This is a genomic window from Streptomyces sp. NPDC006309 (genome assembly GCF_040613095.1).
Lineage (GTDB): Bacteria > Actinomycetota > Actinomycetes > Streptomycetales > Streptomycetaceae > Streptomyces.
Genome location: NZ_JBEXRO010000007.1, coordinates 182,120 through 199,349, shown reverse-complemented (window position 1 = coordinate 199,349; position 17,230 = coordinate 182,120). Strand labels below are relative to the sequence as shown.

The 17,230-nt window shown below is 69.8% G+C and carries 15 protein-coding genes and 4 pseudogenes; 4 read left to right on the top strand and 15 right to left on the bottom strand.

Features of this window, described 5'->3' with window-relative positions; all coding sequences use genetic code 11:
* Positions 1–130 precede the first annotated feature (130 nt).
* The 4 genes and pseudogenes from ABZ117_RS13105 to ABZ117_RS13090 form a co-directional block, all read right to left on the bottom strand.
* Positions 131–2,728, bottom strand: a complete 2,598-nt coding sequence (locus ABZ117_RS13105) for an ATP-binding protein (RefSeq protein ID WP_356820141.1) — start codon at positions 2,726–2,728, stop codon at positions 131–133.
* Positions 2,729–2,994: 266 nt separating this feature from the next.
* Positions 2,995–3,318 (bottom strand): STAS domain-containing protein, encoded by a 324-nt coding sequence (locus ABZ117_RS13100; RefSeq protein ID WP_356820139.1) that lies wholly within the window; start codon positions 3,316–3,318, stop codon positions 2,995–2,997.
* Positions 3,319–3,475: 157 nt separating this feature from the next.
* Complete coding sequence (locus ABZ117_RS13095) at positions 3,476–4,324, bottom strand: 3-hydroxyacyl-CoA dehydrogenase family protein (RefSeq protein WP_356820138.1); 849 nt, start codon at positions 4,322–4,324, stop codon at positions 3,476–3,478.
* A gap of 125 nt (positions 4,325–4,449) precedes the next feature.
* Positions 4,450–4,662 (bottom strand): annotated as a pseudogene (locus ABZ117_RS13090) (TetR/AcrR family transcriptional regulator); the annotation flags it as partial.
* A gap of 68 nt (positions 4,663–4,730) precedes the next feature.
* On the opposite strand from ABZ117_RS13090, the pseudogene ABZ117_RS13085 reads away from it, so the two are divergent.
* From ABZ117_RS13085 to ABZ117_RS13075, 3 genes and pseudogenes are all read left to right on the top strand, one after another.
* A pseudogene (locus tag ABZ117_RS13085) lies at positions 4,731–4,871 on the top strand (ABC transporter ATP-binding protein); the annotation flags it as partial.
* A 47-nt stretch (positions 4,872–4,918) separates the two neighbouring features.
* Positions 4,919–5,216: pseudogene (locus tag ABZ117_RS13080) on the top strand (ABC transporter permease); the annotation flags it as partial.
* 13 nt (positions 5,217–5,229) lie between these two features.
* The gene (locus tag ABZ117_RS13075) at positions 5,230–5,802 is read left to right on the top strand and encodes a cob(I)yrinic acid a,c-diamide adenosyltransferase (RefSeq protein ID WP_356820137.1); all 573 of its coding nucleotides are present in this window, start codon (positions 5,230–5,232) and stop codon (positions 5,800–5,802) included.
* A gap of 30 nt (positions 5,803–5,832) precedes the next feature.
* Here ABZ117_RS13075 and ABZ117_RS13070 read toward each other — a convergent pair.
* Positions 5,833–6,334 (bottom strand): annotated as a pseudogene (locus ABZ117_RS13070) (DinB family protein).
* A gap of 369 nt (positions 6,335–6,703) precedes the next feature.
* Here ABZ117_RS13070 and ABZ117_RS13065 point away from each other — a divergent pair.
* Positions 6,704–8,527: a glycoside hydrolase family 18 chitinase gene (locus ABZ117_RS13065; protein WP_356820135.1), complete on the top strand. Its 1,824-nt coding sequence runs from the start codon at positions 6,704–6,706 to the stop codon at positions 8,525–8,527.
* Positions 8,528–8,558: 31 nt separating this feature from the next.
* On the opposite strand, the gene ABZ117_RS13060 is transcribed toward ABZ117_RS13065, so the two are convergent.
* The 10 genes from ABZ117_RS13060 to ABZ117_RS13015 form a co-directional block, all read right to left on the bottom strand.
* A complete protein-coding gene (locus ABZ117_RS13060) occupies positions 8,559–9,005 on the bottom strand; it encodes a DUF2550 domain-containing protein (RefSeq protein ID WP_356820133.1) in 447 nt (148 codons plus the stop codon).
* Positions 9,006–9,159: 154 nt separating this feature from the next.
* Positions 9,160–9,534 (bottom strand): F0F1 ATP synthase subunit epsilon, encoded by a 375-nt coding sequence (locus ABZ117_RS13055; protein ID WP_121786871.1) that lies wholly within the window; start codon positions 9,532–9,534, stop codon positions 9,160–9,162.
* Between the two features lie 110 nt (positions 9,535–9,644).
* Positions 9,645–11,081 carry a F0F1 ATP synthase subunit beta gene (atpD, locus tag ABZ117_RS13050; RefSeq protein ID WP_356820131.1) on the bottom strand — a complete coding sequence of 479 codons (1,437 nt, stop codon included), beginning with the start codon at positions 11,079–11,081 and terminating at the stop codon, positions 9,645–9,647.
* Positions 11,082–11,999 (bottom strand): F0F1 ATP synthase subunit gamma, encoded by a 918-nt coding sequence (locus tag ABZ117_RS13045; RefSeq protein ID WP_356820130.1) that lies wholly within the window; start codon positions 11,997–11,999, stop codon positions 11,082–11,084.
* A gap of 21 nt (positions 12,000–12,020) precedes the next feature.
* Entirely contained in the window at positions 12,021–13,613 is a 1,593-nt protein-coding gene (gene atpA / locus ABZ117_RS13040) for a F0F1 ATP synthase subunit alpha (RefSeq protein WP_356820128.1), read from the bottom strand.
* A gap of 143 nt (positions 13,614–13,756) precedes the next feature.
* On the bottom strand, positions 13,757–14,572 hold the full coding sequence (locus ABZ117_RS13035; RefSeq protein ID WP_356820127.1) for a F0F1 ATP synthase subunit delta: 816 nt from the start codon (positions 14,570–14,572) through the stop codon (positions 13,757–13,759).
* Positions 14,569–15,111, bottom strand: coding sequence for a F0F1 ATP synthase subunit B (locus tag ABZ117_RS13030; protein ID WP_356820125.1), 543 nt, complete (start codon positions 15,109–15,111; stop codon positions 14,569–14,571). Before ABZ117_RS13030 ends, ABZ117_RS13035 begins: the two co-directional genes overlap by 4 nt.
* 42 nt (positions 15,112–15,153) lie before the next feature.
* On the bottom strand, positions 15,154–15,384 hold the full coding sequence (gene atpE / locus ABZ117_RS13025; RefSeq protein ID WP_024884520.1) for an ATP synthase F0 subunit C: 231 nt from the start codon (positions 15,382–15,384) through the stop codon (positions 15,154–15,156).
* 72 nt (positions 15,385–15,456) lie between these two features.
* Complete coding sequence (gene atpB / locus ABZ117_RS13020; protein ID WP_356820124.1) at positions 15,457–16,278, bottom strand: F0F1 ATP synthase subunit A; 822 nt, start codon at positions 16,276–16,278, stop codon at positions 15,457–15,459.
* A gap of 225 nt (positions 16,279–16,503) precedes the next feature.
* The gene (locus ABZ117_RS13015; protein WP_356820122.1) at positions 16,504–16,950 is read right to left on the bottom strand and encodes a hypothetical protein; all 447 of its coding nucleotides are present in this window, start codon (positions 16,948–16,950) and stop codon (positions 16,504–16,506) included.
* Positions 16,951–17,230 lie beyond the last annotated feature (280 nt).

Genomic DNA, 17,230 nt, shown 5'->3' with positions numbered 1-17,230 from the left:
GCGTCTGCGGTCACCGCCCGCGGCGCGTTCCGGCGCGATTGCCGTTGCCCTTGCGGAGGAGGGCCGCCCCTCTCTCCCCGCCGCGACGGCGGGGCGAGAGGCAGCGGCGGGGAGAGGGCGGTGTCCGGCGTCAGATCATCGTGTCGGTCGTCTCCGGTGCGCTTCCCGACGCCGACGCACTGCTCGACGTTCCTCCTGCGGAGCCGCCCGTCGTGCCGCCTCCGCCGCCGCCCGTCGTGCCGCCCCCGGTGGACCCGTCCGTCGAGCCACCGCCGGTCGTACCGCCGTCGGTGCCCGTCGTACCGGTGGAGCCTCCCGTACCGGTGGTGCCGGTGGAACCGGTCGTGCCTGTCGTGCCGCCGGTGGGCGTGCCTCCCGTGGACGTACCGCCCGTGGGGCCACCGGACGTGCTCCCCGTCGTACCGCCGGTCGTGCTCCCGGTCGTACCCCCTGTCGTCCCGCCGGAGGACGGGGCGCTCGAGCCGCCGCCCGGCCGGGGGGACCTGGACGGGGTGCCGGAGGGAGTGCCGGAGCCGGTCGGGTCGGCACTCTCCGACGGCCGGGGGGTGTCCGCCGGCGGCGTGGGGTCGTCGGCGGTGCCGTACGTGCCGTCGGGACCCGGTGACGTGGGCCGGGCGCCGGCCGAGCCGGTGCGGCCGGTGCCGCCGTTCCCGTCGCTGTCCACCGGGTCCGCGACGACCCCGCCGTCGTCGGCGCCCTGGCTCGCGGACGGGTTGACGCCGCCCCTGCCGGCCGGGTCGCGCCCGGTGTCGTCGGGGGACGTCATGCCGAGCGTGACGACCGTGCCGAGGACGGCGGCGAGGAGTGCGCCGGAGCCGGCCGCGACCATGTTGCGGCGGGCCACGCGCTGGAAACGGCCGCCCCGTGGCGCAGGCTGCGGCGCGGGCTGCGGCGCGGGCAGCGCGAGCCGCTGGGTGGCCGAGGCGGCACCGGCGGGGCCGTACGGCGGCCAGGCCGGCTCCCCGCGCTCCGTCTCCGGAGGCTCCGGTGCCGGCGGCCCGGGCACGTCGCCCGTGCGGTCGGCGAGCAGCGCCAGCGCCCGGCGACCGGCGACCGCGCCCCGCTTGTCGGCGAGGGCGCCGCGCAGCCCGCCGGAGGCCTCCAGTTCGGCGCGGGCCCGGTCGAACTGTCCGGTGCAGAGCGCGAGGATGCCCAGCTCGTGGTGGAAATAGGCTTGTTCGGACACCTCGCCGGCCATCCGGGAGGCTTCCGCGCCGGACCGCAGGGCCCGTTCCCAGGCGCTCCAGTGGAGTCCGGCGGCGAAGGCGGGCGCGGCGGTGCGGGCGAGCCGTACGGCGGTGCTCTCCTCCTCCTCGGCGGGCGGGGACGTCTGGGGTACGACGGCGGCGAGCGCGGCCAGCACCGCGTCGGCCTCCGCGCACACCCGCTCCGGGGTGACCGAGGGGTGCCCGGCCCACCAGGCGTAGTGCTGGGCGGCGGTGACGGCCCGGTCGGCGGCGTCGTCGGCGTATCCGGCGGCTTCCAGCTGGGTCTGTAGGCCGGCCGCGAGGCGGTAGCGGGAGCCGGCCGGGGAGACCAGGCCGCAGGCGGCCAGTTCGGCGAGGGCGGCGTCCGCGTGCGTGTCGCCGACCAGGGCGGGCAGGTGCGCCTGGTGCGGCACCTCGCCGCCGAGGGCGACGGCGAAGCGGAGGGCGGCGCGGGCGGAGGTGCCGAGCCGGGAGGCGAGCAGCGGGGCGGGGGCCGCGGCCTCGCCGAGGGACGGCAGGGGTATGTGCTCGTGCTCCGTGTCCGGCTCCGGGTCGGCGGCGGCCCGTACGTCCTCGAAGACGCCGTACTCGTCGACCGCTCCGGTGGCGGCCCGCAGCTGGTCGCGCTGCCTCAGGAGGGCGCCCGCCTGTACGAAGCGCAGGGGCAGTCCCTCGGACTCGAACCAGAGGTCGCCGGCCCAGTTGGCCTCCTCCTCGGTGAGGACCCGGCCGACGGTGCGCTCCAGGATCTCCACGCCGCCGGCGCGGTCGAGGCCGGTGAGGAAGACCTCCTCGATGTCCGACTCGGCGGAGGGCGCGGGCACGTCCGGGGTGGCGCCGAGCAGGAAGGCGCACTCGGGGGTGGCGTCGAGCAGTTCGTCGAGGGCGGCGCCGCCGAACTCGAGGTCGTCCAGGACGACGACCGCGCCGATCTCGCCGACGCAGGCGAGCAGTTCGTCCTGGTCGGGGCGGTGACGGGGGGCGTGGTGGACGGCGTGGAACAGGTCGTGGAGGAGGTCGCCGGCCGTGCGGTGGTGGCCGTTCAGGCGCACCACACCGTCGGGGGCGAGGTCCAGGCAGTCCTCGGCGACCAGGTCGAGCAGGGCGGTGCGGCCGGAGCCGGCCGGGCCGGTGAGGCGGACGGAGCGGCCGCGGGCCAGGAGGCGGACCAGGCGTTCGCGTTCGTCCTGGCGTTCCAGCAGGGAGAGGGGCGGTTCGGCGGGGCCGGGCGGGGCCGGCGGCCGGGCCGCGCGTTCGGTGCCGGCGCGCTCGTCGGCGGTGCGTTTGCGGGGCCGGCCGGGCCGGTCGGCCGGCGGGCAGGGCTCTATCTCGCTGCCGTCGACGGGGTTGACGGTCAGCTGGAGGTCGCCGGTGACGAGTTGGGCCATCCGGGCGGGTGCCGCTGCGCCCGGGGCGAAGTCGGCGGTGAGGGATTCCCGGGGCGGGCGGCGGCTGTGCGCCGCTCCGTGCTCCTCGGGTCCGGGGTTCGTCGGGTCCATGGGTTCAAGCCCCCCAGTAGCGTCGTGCACGTGTCCGGCCCTCCCGGCCGTGTCGCACACCGCGCTGTCGCTTCTGGTCCGGGCCCGCTCGGCCGAGTGTCGCGAGGCAGCGGGCGACCGAACCCTAAACCGTCACCCGGTGTCTCCGACAGGGCGGGGTGCCGTGCGGTCCGAGACGTCACGGTCTCGTGAGGATTGCCCCCGACGGGTGCCGCGGCGGCCGTGTCCGGGTGTCCCCCGTCGGCCGGTTCAATCCCGTGCGCGGCTCACACGCGGGGAAGCGACTCCACTCCGATGCCGCCCTCGATGGCGAGGATGCGGTGCAGCCGGGTGGCCACCAGCAGGCGCTGCATCTGCGGAGGTACGTCCCGCAGCACCAGGCGGCGCCCGCAGCGGCCGGCCCGCCGGTGGGCGCCCATGATCACCCCGAGTCCGGTGGCGTCCCAGGAGTCCAGTTCGGACAGGTCGAGCACCAGGTCGCCGACTCCGTCGTCGACGGCCGAGTGCAGGGCCGTACGGGCGTCCGCCGCGCTGCGGACGTCGAGGCGGCCCCCGACGACCAGCTCGGCGTGGTCGCCCCTGATGAACATATGCGCTCCCCGTTGGCTGCGGTTGGCGTACTTCGTGACGATGCTGTGCAACGTCTGACTGCTTGGGTGGCGGTGCGGTTGCTGCTTGTAAGCGAACCGATACCGAATTCACCCCGGGGAGTGATACTCCCGGGGCGGCTGTGCGTGGGCGGGTGAATCAGTACGTGTAGAAGCCCTGCCCGCTCTTGCGGCCGATGTCACCGGCATCCACCATCCGGCGCATCAGCTCCGGCGGGGCGAACTTCTCGTCCTGGGACTCGGTGTAGATGTTGCTCGTGGCGTGCAGCAGGATGTCCACGCCGGTGAGGTCGGCGGTGGCGAGCGGGCCCATGGCGTGACCGAAGCCCAGCTTGCAGGCGAGGTCGATGTCCTCGGCGGTGGCGACGCCGGACTCGTAGAGCTTGGTCGCCTCGACGACGAGGGCGGAGATCAGCCGGGTGGTGACGAAGCCGGCGACGTCCCGGTTGACGACGATGCAGGTCTTGCCGACGGACTCGGCGAACTCCCGGGCGGTGGCGAGGGTCTCGTCGCTGGTCTTGTAGCCGCGGACGAGTTCGACGAGCTGCATCATCGGCACCGGCGAGAAGAAGTGGACGCCGACGACCCGCTCGGGGTGCTCGGTGGCCGCCGCGATCTTGGTGATCGGGATGGCGGAGGTGTTGGAGGCGAGCACGGTGTCCTCGCGCACGATCTTGTCGAGCGCGCGGAAGATCTCGTGCTTGACCTCCAGCTTCTCGAAGACGGCCTCGACGACGATGTCGGCGTCGGCGGCGGCGTCCAGGTCGGTCGTCGCGGTGATGCGGGCCAGGGCGGCCTCGGCGTCCTGCGCCGCCAGCTTGCCCTTGCCGACGAACTTGTCGTATGAGGCCTTGATGCCGTCGGTGCCACGCCTCAGTGCCTCGTCGGTGACGTCCCGCAGGACGACGTCCCAGCCCGCCTGGGCGGCGACCTGAGCGATGCCCGATCCCATGAGACCGGCCCCGATGACGGCGAGCTTCCGTGCCACTCCGACTCCTCTGAACGCGCTGTAGGTCTGCCTCTCTCCGGCGGACCATAGCGCTCCGACGCCGCTGTGTGACCGGTAAGTAACGCGCGTCACGTCTCATTTGACGGACATCACACCGGCAGGGGTCAGGACGGCCCACGGACGGCGCAGTTGAGGACCTTCTCGTCCAACAGGTCCTCGATGTCGCCCAGGAGGACGAGTACGTCTCGTGACACTTCGGCCGGTTTGTGACCGGCGAGCATGCGGCGGCCGACGGCGTCGAGGACCGTCCGGCGGATCCCGCAGATCTGACCGGCGATCAGGCCGGGCAGCGGGCCGTCGGCGCCGGTCTCCTCACGGCCTCCTCGCGCAGTTCACGCCGCACGGCCCGGACGGCGCACAAGGGGTCCTCCTCGGGGGGAAGCAGTTGTGGACGGTGTTGACGCAGACGTCGGCCACGTCCGCCATGGTGGGCTTCCTCGGCCCCGACGGCGCGGGGACCACCACCCCGCGGATGCTCACCACCCCGCTGAAGCCCACCGGCGCCGCCGCCGTCGCCGGGCACGACCGCCGGCCGCCTGGTGATCGTCGACCGGGGCACGGTCGCCGCCGATGCGGGTGACCCCGGCCAGCCGGCTCGCCCTGCTGCTCGGGCGGGTGCTGCGCGACGCCGCCCCGTGTCGATGCCGTCGATGCTGCTGTGCGGGCTGATGCTCCGAGGTCCCTGGCGCCGGGCCGGCTGGACGTGCTGTCGCACTTCGTGCCTTTCCGCTATCCGGTGGACGCGGTCCGCGACGCCTGCGTCGGCCGGTGCGGCACCGCGCACATGCTCTACGGCGTCTCGGTCGCCGTCGGGTTCTCGGTGCCGGCCGTGACGGTGGGCACACGGGTGTTCCGGACGGCCGGAGCGTAACTACGCTGGCCGCATGGTCAATCTGACACGCATCTACACCAGGACCGGCGACCGGGGCACCACCAGCCTCGGCGACATGAGCCGGGTGCCCAAGACGGACCTCCGCATCTCCGCGTACGCGGACACCAACGAGGCCAACGCGGTCATCGGCACCGCGATCGCCCTGGGAGAGCTGCACGAGGAGATCGTCACGGTCCTCACCCGCGTCCAGAACGACCTGTTCGACGTGGGCGCGGACCTGTCGACACCGGTGGTGGAGAACCCCGCGTTCCCGCCGCTCAGGGTGGAGCAGTTCTACGTCGACAAGCTGGAGGCGGACTGCGACCGCTTCAACGAGCGGCTGGAGAAGCTGCGTTCCTTCATCCTGCCCGGAGGCACGGCGGGTGCCGCCCTGCTCCACCAGGCGTGCACGGTCGTACGGCGGGCCGAGCGCTCCACGTGGGCGGCCCTGGAGGCGCACGGCGAGACGATGAACCCGCTCACCGCGACCTACCTGAACCGCCTCTCGGACCTGCTGTTCATCCTGGCCCGCAGCGCCAACCGGGAGGTCGGCGACGTGCTGTGGGTGCCGGGCGGGGAACGCTAGCCCCCGTGGCCCGGCCGGGCGCCGGTACGGTCAGGAGCCGGTCCGGCCGTCGGCCAGCTCGCGCAGGATGTCGAGGTGGCCGTTGTGCCGGGCCGTCTCCTCGATGAGGTGCAGCACGATCCAGCGCAGGTCGAACACGCTGCCGTCGTCCCGCTTCCGCCGCGCCTTGGTGCCCAGGTCGTGCGCGGCGATCAGCTCGTTGTGCCGCGCGGACTCCTCGGCGTACTCGTCCAGCAGCCGGGACAGCGGGAAGTCGACGGCGATGCGCATCTCGCGGTCCGGGTCCTCGTCGGTCCAGGGGCCCTCGTCCTCCTCCCATAGGAAGATGACCCGGAACCAGTAGTACTCGACCCAGCGCAGATGGTTGATCAGCCCGTTCACGGTCATCAGCGGCGAGCCGGGGAGAGGAGCGTTGCGGGCGTCCTCCTCGGAGAGTTCCTCGCACTTGGCGCGCGCGGTGGCGCGGACGTAGTCGAGGAAGGTGGTCAGCTGGGTGCGCTCGTCCCAGGGGAGGCGTGTCGGTGCGTGTCATCGCCGGAATGATCCACCGGCGTCCTTCTCCGTGTCGACAGGGTTTCCGGCGGCCGGCAACACCCAGAACGCCACCTCGGCGGCGCTCACCAGCGCGACGATCACGGCATGCTTCCCTCGTTCACCCCACCAGGTTCCCGTGCCCGCGGAGGGCGCGGTGAAGACGCACGTCAGCCGGTTGCCGGCCGAACTGGAGCCGAGCAGCCGGGTGCACGCGGCGGTTCTGGCGCGTGAGCGGGGGCTGTGAGGGGACGGCTCCAGAATGGTCCAGACCTATTGACGAGTGGTCCAGACCTTTCTACCCTCGCAGCACTCGGGCATGGAGGCTCAGTCATGCCCCTGACACCCCCGACGACGAGGGAGGCGCAGCATGCGCTTCAGATACAGAGCCGCGGCAGGGTTCGCGACCCTGTTGCTCCCGCTGGCCGGCCTGGTCGGCCTCGCGAGCCCCGCCCAGGCCGCGAGCAACGCCACCGCCACCTACACCAAGTCCAGCGACTGGGGCACCGGCTTCGGTGGTCAGTGGACCATCAAGAACACCGGCAGCTCCAGCATCAGCTCCTGGACCATCGAGTGGGACTTCCCCTCCGGTACGTCCGTCACCTCCTCCTGGGACGCGGACGTCACCAGCTCCGGAACCCACTGGACCGCGAAGAACAAGTCCTACAACGGCAGCATCGCCCCCGGCGCGTCGCTCTCCTTCGGCTTCAACGGCGCGGGCTCCGGCTCCCCGTCGAACTGCAAGCTGAACGGCGACAGCTGCGACGGCACGACGGTCCCCGGTGACGCGGCACCCTCCGCGCCCGGCACCCCCACCGCCTCCTCCGTCACCGACACCTCGGTGAAGCTCGGCTGGAGCGCGGCCACCGACGACAAGGGCGTCAAGAACTACGACGTCCTGCGCGACGGCAAGGTCGTCGGCACGGTCACCACCACGTCGTACAGCGACAGCGGTCTGACCGCCGGCACCGACTACTCCTACACCGTGCAGGCCCGCGACACCGCGAACCAGACCGGTCCGGTCAGCGGCGCCGTCAAGGTGCACACCACCGGCGGCGGCACCACTCCCCCGCCGCCCACCGGTGACAAGGTCAAGCTCGGTTACTTCACCGAGTGGGGCATCTACGGCCGGAACTACAACGTCAAGAACCTGGTGACGTCCGGCTCCGCCGCCAAGATCACGCACATCAACTACGCCTTCGGCAACGTCACCGGCGGCAAGTGCGCCATCGGCGACTCCTACGCCGACTACGACAAGGCCTTCACCGCCGACCAGTCGGTCAGCGGCGTCGCCGACAACTGGGACCAGCCGCTGCGCGGCAACTTCAACCAGCTGCGCGAGCTGAAGGCCAAGTACCCGAACATCAAGGTGCTGTGGTCCTTCGGTGGCTGGACCTGGTCCGGCGGCTTCGCGGACGCGGCCAAGAACCCGGCCGCCTTCGCCCAGTCCTGCTACGACTTGGTCGAGGACCCGCGCTGGGCCGATGTCTTCGACGGCATCGACATCGACTGGGAGTACCCGAACGCCTGCGGTCTGACCTGCGACACCAGCGGGGCGGCGGCCTACAAGAACCTGATGGCCGCCCTGCGTGCCAAGTTCGGCTCGAACAACCTGATCACCGCCGCCACCACCGCCGACGGTTCCGCCGGCGGCAAGATCGAGGCGGCCGACTACGCGGGCGCCGCCCAGTACGTCGACTGGTACAACGTGATGACGTACGACTTCTTCGGTGCCTGGGACGCCAAGGGCCCCACCGCCCCGCACTCCCCGCTCACCTCGTACAACGGCATCCCGAAGGAGGGCTTCACCACCGCGGACGCGCTGGCCAAGTTCAAGGCGATCGGCGTCCCCGCGAAGAAACTGCTCATCGGCATCGGCTTCTACGGCCGCGGCTGGACCGGCGTCACCCAGGACGCCCCGGGCGGCACGGCCACGGGCCCGGCGGCCGGCACCTACGAGCAGGGCATCGAGGACTACAAGGTCCTTAAGTCGTCCTGCCCGGCCACCGGCACCGTCGCCGGCACGGCCTACGCCCACTGCGGCAGCAACTGGTGGTCGTACGACACCCCGGCCACCATCAAGGCGAAGATGGCCTGGGCCAACAGCCAGGGCCTCGGCGGCGCGTTCTTCTGGGAGTTCAGCGGCGACACCAGCGACGGTGAACTGGTGAGCGCCATCAGCAACAACCTGTAACCGTCACACACCAAGCACTAAGCACTGAGCACTAAGCAACGTTGACGCGCTGTCCGGGCGGGGCTGCTTCCAGCCACGCGAGAAAACCGGTCAGCGCGTCTTCGCTCATGGCGAGTTCGAGGTGCGCGTCCCGGTGCGCACAGGCCAGCACCACCGCGTCGGACAGCAGCGCCAGTTCCTCCTCGCCCTCGGGCAGCCGGCGGCCGGCCACCTCGATCTGCGCGCGCTCCAGGACGCGGCGGGGGCGGACGGCATAGGAGAAGACGCGGTACCACTCGATGCGGTCACCGTTGTAACGGGCGACGCCGTAGCTCCAGCCCTTGCCGCCCGCGTCCGGTTTCCCGGGTACAGCCCAGCGCAGCGAACAGTCGAACGTACCGCCGGAGCGCTGGATCAGCCTGCGGCGCAGCCCGAAGAGGAACAATCCCACCGCCACGAGCGCGACCACGATCCCGCACACAGTCAGAGCGAGGATCATCGGCACCGACCTCCTCGTCTCTCAGGCAGTGGCACCGCTGGCGTCACTGAGTAATGAAACGGAAAAAACACCCACATCTGCCTCAGCCGCGACCGGCACCGGATTGCTCCGGGCCGGCCGCGGCTGAGTGACGTCAACGTACAGGGCGGCTGGTTCAGCGCGCCGCCGCCGCGCGCAGTCGGACGTCCGCGCGGCGCTCGGCACCGGCGTCGCCCTCCGCCTTCGCGCGCTCCAGCTCCCGCTCCGTGCGCTGGACATCGATCTCGTCCGACAGCTCGGCGATCTCGGCCAGCAGCGACAGCTTGTCGTCCGCGAACGAGATGAAACCGCCGTGCACCGCGGCGACGACCGTTCCGCCTTCACTGGTACGGATGGTCACCGGGCCCGACTCCAGCACACCGAGCAGCGGCTGGTGACCGGGCATGACGCCGATGTCGCCGGACGTGGTGCGCGCGACGACCAGGGTGGCCTCGCCGGACCAGACCTGTCGGTCGGCGGCGACCAGCTCGACATGCAGCTCAGCAGCCAAGGGTGGCTCCTCGGGTCACCACCCGGCGGTAGTGCCGGGTGTTGGGGTCAATTCTAGTAGGCGTGGGTGAGGGGGCGGGACGCGCCCGCCCCCTCAGCCGAGCACGAGGCTCAGGAGACGCCCAGCTCCTTGGCGTTGGCCTTGAGGTCCTCGAGGCCACCGCACATGAAGAACGCCTGCTCGGGGAAGTGGTCGTAGTCGCCGTCGCAGATCGCGTTGAACGCGGCGATCGACTCGTCGAGCGGCACGTCCGAGCCGTCCACGCCGGTGAACTGCTTGGCGACGTGGGTGTTCTGGGACAGGAAGCGCTCCACACGACGGGCACGGTGGACGACGAGCTTGTCCTCCTCGCCCAGCTCGTCGATACCGAGGATCGCGATGATGTCCTGGAGGTCCTTGTACTTCTGGAGGATCGTCTTCACGCGCATGGCCGCGTTGTAGTGATCCGCCGTGATGTAGCGCGGGTCCAGGATCCGGGACGTGGAGTCCAGCGGGTCCACGGCCGGGTAGATGCCCTTCTCCGAGATCGGACGGGAGAGAACCGTCGTCGCGTCGAGGTGGGCGAAGGTGGTGGCCGGGGCCGGGTCGGTCAGGTCGTCCGCGGGGACGTAGATCGCCTGCATCGAGGTGATCGAGTGACCGCGGGTCGAGGTGATGCGCTCCTGGAGGAGACCCATCTCGTCGGCCAGGTTCGGCTGGTAGCCCACCGCGGACGGCATACGGCCGAGCAGCGTGGAGACCTCGGAACCGGCCTGCGTGAAGCGGAAGATGTTGTCGATGAAGAACAGCACGTCCTGCTTCTGGACGTCACGGAAGTACTCGGCCATGGTCAGGCCGGCCAGCGCGACGCGCAGACGGGTGCCCGGGGGCTCGTCCATCTGACCGAAGACCAGCGCGGTCTTGTCGATGACGCCCGAGTCGGACATCTCCTCGATGAGGTCGTTGCCCTCACGGGTGCGCTCACCGACACCGGCGAACACGGAGACACCGTCGTGGTTGTTGGCGACGCGGTAGATCATCTCCTGGATGAGCACCGTCTTGCCGACGCCGGCACCGCCGAACAGGCCGATCTTGCCGCCCTTGACGTACGGGGTGAGCAGGTCGATGACCTTGACGCCCGTCTCGAACATCTCGGTCTTCGACTCGAGCTCGTCGAAGTTCGGGGCCTTGCGGTGGATCGGCCAGCGCTCGCCGGTGTAGGTCTCGTCGACGTTCAGCACCTCACCGAGGGTGTTGAACACCTTGCCCTTGGTGAAGTCGCCGACCGGGACGGAGATGGCGGAGCCGGTGTCCGTCACGGCGGCCTGGCGCACCAGGCCGTCGGTGGGCTGCATGGAGATGGTGCGGACCAGGCCGTCACCCAGGTGCTGGGCGACCTCCAGGGTCAGCGTCTTCTTCTCGCCCGCGTTCGCCGGGTCGGCGACCTCGACGTGCAGGGCGTTGTAGATCTCCGGCATGGCGTCGACGGGGAACTCCACGTCGACGACCGGGCCGATGACCCGGGCGACGCGGCCCGTAGCCGTCGCGGTCTCAACAGTGGTGGTCATTTATCGGTCACTCCCCGCGGTCGCGTCGGCCAGGGCACTGGCGCCACCGACGATCTCGCTGATTTCCTGGGTGATTTCGGCCTGGCGGGCCGCGTTGGCAAGGCGGGACAGCGTGTTGATCAGCTCGCCCGCGTTGTCGGTGGCCGACTTCATCGCGCGCCGCGTGGCGGCGTGCTTCGAAGCGGCCGACTGGAGCAGCGCGTTGTAGATACGGCTCTCGACGTACCGCGGCAGCAGGGCGTCGAGGACGTCCTCCGCCGACGGCTCGAAGTCGTACAGCGGCAGGATCTCGCCCTGGGGGGCGCTCTCCTGCGCGACCTCGTCGAGACGCAGCGGCAGCAGCCGGGCGTCGAGCGCCGTCTGCGTCATCATCGAGACGAACTCGGTGAAGACGATGTGGAGTTCGTCCACACCACCCTCGGCCGTGTCCTTCTCGATCGCCTCGATCAGAGGCGCCGCCACCTTCTTGGCGTCCGCGTACGTCGGCTCGTCGGTGAACCCGCTCCACGACTCCGCGATCTTGCGCTCACGGAAGTTGTAGTGCGCGACACCGCGCCGGCCGACGATGTACGTGTCGACCTGCTTGCCCTCGCGCTCCAGGCGCTCGGTCAGCTGCTCCGCCGCCTTGATGGCGTTGGAGTTGAAGGCGCCGGCGAGACCGCGGTCACTCGTGAGGAGCAGAACCGCGGCGCGGGCCGGGTTCTCCGCCTCCGTGGTGAGCGGATGCCTGGTGTTCGAACCCGTACCGACCGCCGTGACCGCGCGCGTCAGCTCGGTCGCGTACGGCGTGGAGGCCGCCACCTTGCGCTGCGCCTTGACGACGCGCGAGGCGGCGATCATCTCCATCGCCTTGGTGATCTTCTTGGTCGCGGTGACGGATCGGATGCGACGCTTGTAGACCCGGAGCTGGGCTCCCATGAGTCAGGTCCCTTCCTTACGTCACTTGGCGGCAGCGGCAGGAGTGTCCTCGCCGAGCAGCTTGCCGTCCGAGGTCTCGAACTGCTTCTTGAACTCGGCGATGGCGTCCGCGATGGCCGTGAGCGTGTCGTCGGACATCTTGGCGCCCTCGCGGATGGAGGTCATGAGGCCCTGCTCCTTGCGGTGCAGGTACTCCAGGAGCTCCTTCTCGAAGCGGCGGACGTCGGCGACCGGCACGTCGTCCATCCGGCCGGTGGTGCCGGCCCACACGGAGACGACCTGGTCCTCGGTGGACATCGGCTGGTACTGGTCCTGCTTCAGCAGCTCGACCATGCGCTGACCGCGCTCCAGCTGCGACTTCGAGGCCGCGTCCAGGTCGGAACCGAAGGCGGCGAACGCCTCCAGCTCACGGTACTGGGCGAGGTCGACACGCAGTCGGCCGGAGACCTGCCTCATCGCCTTGTGCTGCGCGGAACCACCGACTCGGGAGACGGAGATACCGACGTTCAGCGCGGGGCGCTGACCGGCGTTGAACAGGTCCGACTCCAGGAAGCACTGGCCGTCGGTGATGGAGATGACGTTGGTCGGGATGAACGCCGAGACGTCGTTGGCCTTCGTCTCGACGATCGGCAGACCGGTCATCGAGCCGGCGCCCTCGTCGTCGGAGAGCTTGGCGCAGCGCTCCAGCAGACGCGAGTGCAGGTAGAAGACGTCACCCGGGTAGGCCTCACGGCCCGGCGGGCGGCGCAGCAGCAGCGACACGGCGCGGTAGGCGTCGGCCTGCTTCGACAGGTCGTCGAAGATGATCAGGACGTGCTTGCCCTGGTACATCCAGTGCTGGCCGATGGCCGAACCGGTGTACGGCGCCAGGTACTTGAAGCCGGCCGGGTCGGACGCCGGGGCGGCGACGATGGTCGTGTACTCCAGCGCGCCGTTCTCCTCCAGCGCGCGGCGCACGCCGGCGATGGTGGAGCCCTTCTGGCCGATGGCGACGTAGATGCAGCGGACCTGCTTCTTCGGGTCGCCCGTGCGCCAGTTGTCGCGCTGGTTGATGATCGTGTCGACGGCCAGGGCGGTCTTGCCGGTCTGGCGGTCGCCGATGATCAGCTGACGCTGACCACGGCCGATCGGGGTCATCGCGTCGACGGCCTTGTAGCCCGTCTCCATCGGCTCGTGCACCGACTTGCGCTGCATGACCGTGGGGGCCTGCAGCTCGAGGGCGCGGCGGCCGTCGGTCTCGATCTCGCCGAGGCCGTCGATCGGGTTGCCGAGCGGGTCGACGACGCGGCCGAGGTAGCCCTCGCCGACCGCCACGGAGAGGATCTCACCGGTGCGGTGCACCGGCTGCCCCTCCTCGATACCGCTGAACTCGCCGAGGACGACCGCACCGATCTCGCGCTCTTCCAGGTTCAGCGCGAGACCGAGGGATCCGTCCTCGAACTTCAGCAGTTCGTTCGCCATGGCCGAGGGCAGGCCCTCGATCTTGGCGATGCCGTCGCCGGCGACGGTGACCGTACCGACCTCCTCGCGCGAGGCCGCGTCCGGCTTGTACGACTGGACGAAGTTCTCCAGCGCGTCCCGGATCTCATCCGGCCGGATCGTGAGCTCCGCCATCTGGGTTCCCTGCTCTCCTTGTTGGGCCCGAAGTTTCACTTTGGGGGGGTGGGGACTCCCCCCAACAGGAGGTGAATCCTCTGCACGGCCCAACCAGGGCCGTAATTACGTTCTGCTTTTCTCGACGTGTTGCCGAGGTGCTGCTAGCTCGCCATGCGGCGGGCGGCCTCGTCCAGCCGGTCCGCGATCGAGCCGTTGATGATCTCGTCACCGACCTGCACCCGGACGCCTCCGACGACCTCGGGGTCGACGTCGAGGTTCAGGTGCATCCGACGCCCGTAGAGCTTGGTCAGGGCGGCGCCGAGGCGCTCCTTCTGCCCGTCGCTCAGGGGCACCGCCGAGGTGACGACGGCGACCATGCGGTTCCGGCGCTCGGCGGCAAGCCTGGACAGGGACTCCAGTCCCGCCTCCAGGCTACGTCCACGCGGCGCGGTGGCGAGGCGCGTCACCAGACGCTCGGTGACCGGCTTGGCCCGGCCGCCGAGGAGCTGGTGCAGCAGCTCGGTCTTGGCCGGGGCGCCGGCGGCGCGGTCGGTGAGCGCGGCACGCAGCCCGGTGGCGGAGGAGACGATCCGACCGAACCGGAACAGCTCGTCCTCGACGTCGTCGAGGGTGCCGGACTTCTCCGCGGCCGTGAGGTCGGCGATGCTCGCCAGCTCCTCGACCGCGTCCACCAGGTCGCGGGACTGCGACCAGCGGGACCGGGCCAGCCCGGACACCAGGTCGGCGGTGCTGCCGCTGACCTGGCCCCCGATCAGACGCTGGACCAGCTGCGCCTTCGCCTCTCCGTCCTTGCCCGGGTCGGTGAGGGCCCGGCGCACGCCGGCCTCGCGGTCGAGCAGCGCGGTGACGGCCGCCAGCTCGTCGGCGAGCTGCGCGGCGTCCACGGCCGTGGAGTCCGTCAGCGCGTCGAGACGCCCACGGGCGGCTGCCAGGGCCTCGCGGCTCGCTCCGTTCATCGCGTGGCCTCGGCCTTCTCCTCGAGCTGGTCGAGGAAGCGGTCGATCACACGGCTCTGCCGGGCGTGGTCCTCGAGGGACTCGCCGACGAGCTTGCCGGCCAGGTCGGTGGCGAGCTTGCCGACGTCCTGGCGCAGCGCGGACGCGGCGGCCTTGCGGTCGGCCTCGATCTGCGCGTGACCGGCGGCGACGATCTCCTCGCGCTGACGCTGGCCCTCGGCCCGCATCTCGGCGATGAGCACGGCACCCTGCTCCTGCGCCTCCTGGCGCAGACGCGCGGCCTCGTGCCGGGCCTCGGCGAGCTGGGCCTTGTACTGCTCGAGGACGCTCTGGGCCTCGGTCTGTGCGGCCTCGGCCTTTTCGATACCGCCCTCGATGGCCTCGCGACGCTCTTCCAGAACCTTGTTGATGTTCGGGAGAAGCTTCTTGGCGAGGAAGCCGAAGACGATGACGAAGGCGATCAGACCGATGACAAGCTCGGGGATCGGCGGGACGAGCGGGTTCTCCGACTCGGCCGCGATCGTGAGCAGCGGGCTCATGTGTGTGCCTTTCGTCTAGTCGGCTGGACGTGAATCAGCTGTTCACTTGCCGTAGACGAACGGCATGACCAGACCGATAAGCGCCAGCGCCTCACAGAAGGCGAAGCCGAGGATCTGGTTGGCGCGGATCAGGCCGGCGGCCTCGGGCTGACGGGCGAGCGCCTGGGTGCCGTTACCGAAGATGATGCCGACGCCGACGCCGGGGCCGATGGCAGCGAGGCCGTAACCGATGGAGCCGAGCGAGCCGGAAACAGCGGCAAGGGTCTGGGACATGCCAGTTCTTCCTTCTTCTTTACGGACCGGTGGGGGTTGGCCACCGGACGATGGGGGTGTGGGACGAGGCGCTCAGTGGTGCTCGGCCAGGGCGCCCTGGATGTAGGTGCACGTCAGAAGAACGAAGACGTACGCCTGAAGAGCCTGGATGAAGAGCTCGAAGGCCGTCATCACGAGGGTCATGATGAAGCTGACGCCGGCGTAGGCGATGCCGATGCCGTTCAGCAGGTACCAGCTGGCGATCGTGAAGAGCAGCAGCAGGGTGTGGCCCGCGAACATGTTCGCGAAGAGTCGCACCGCGTGGGTGAAGGGGCGCACCAGCAGGTTCGAGAAGAACTCGATGAGCATGGCGAGCGGCAGCACCGCACCGAGCGACTTGTCGTAGCCCGTGACGTTCTTGAAGAAGCCGACGAAACCGTGGCGCTTGAAGGTCAACGAGACCCAGAGGACGTAGACGATCAGCGCCAGGACCAGCGGGTAGGAAATGATCGACGTCACCGGGAACTGGGCGATCGGAACGATCGACCAGAGGTTCATCATCCAGATGAAGAAGAACAGCGAGACGACCAGCGGGACGTACTTCTCGCCTTCCTTCTTGCCGATGGTCTCGTAGACGACACCGCGACGGATGAAGTCGTAGCCGGACTCGGCGACCATCTGGAGCTTGCCGGGGACGACCTTCGGCTTACGGAAGGCGGCCCAGAAGAAGCCGACGATGATGATCGAGCCGAGCAGCGCCAGCAGCATCGTCTTGTTGAAGTACACGTTGCTGTCGCCGTCACCCCAGAGGGGCTTGAACAGGAACGAGTGCAGGCCGGGAGCCGGGAAGCCACAGCCGTCGAAGATGTGGCAGTCGGTCTCGAAGGCGAGCACCTGCGTCGGATCAGCACTCACCGCGGGCTCCTTCAGCGTGGCGCATAGGTACGGCAACCTCGTTGTGTCGGCGCGGCGTACGACCGCGGGTCGGCACGGGACTGGTGTTACGGATGTGGGGGCGGCTTGGGGGCATCTCGCCTCGCGAATGAGCAGGCGTCAGCTCAGATGCCCGCGCCCGCGATGCCGCAGTTGGCACCGGACGATAGCAGGAGATCTCGTGCGCCTTTATCCCGGCCCTACCCCTCACGACGAGTGCCCCGACTTGTGGGACTTTCCGTCGCTCGTGGAAACGGTCGATTCGGGTTCGACGTACAGGATCTTGGACTTCATGTGCGCACGCGTCTGCGCGGCGATCCACGCGAGGGTGCCGGCGAGCAGCGTGAGCGCGAAAGCCTTGGGATTGAACAGCGTCGTGTGCTTGAACGCGGCCATGAACACGAACAGCAGCAGGATCTGTGCCGCGTAGAGCATCAGCCCCATGGCCTGGAACAGATGCGGAAGCGATTTGGCGGTGCGCTGGAGTACGTACAGACCGATACCCATGAACAGGATCACGATCACCGTCGCGACGACGGCCCCGATCGCCCCCTTGCCACCCGCGACCACACCGCTGACGACGGCGGCAATCGCGCCGACGGCAACCGTGGGTACGGCGGCCTGGGCCAGGATCCGGGCGTCATTGGACGGCATGGCGGCAACTCCGCTTTCACAGGGGGCAGGTGTCGTCATGGACGAGCGTAGTCCCGGGCCGAGGGGGTCGAGACCTCACACCGACGGACCAACGCACTGGGTCCTTCGGCTCTCTCCGGGGTTCTCGTGAACCGTATCACAAACTATTTGATGAGGTCTTTACCTGCTTGGTGTGCTTGCTGTCACACATGAGAGTGACAGTGCCCGTCTGTGCAAAAACCGAGCCGAGTTGTCTGGTATCGGGGATTTTGCTCCCCCACGACTTGGCAATGCTCTAGTC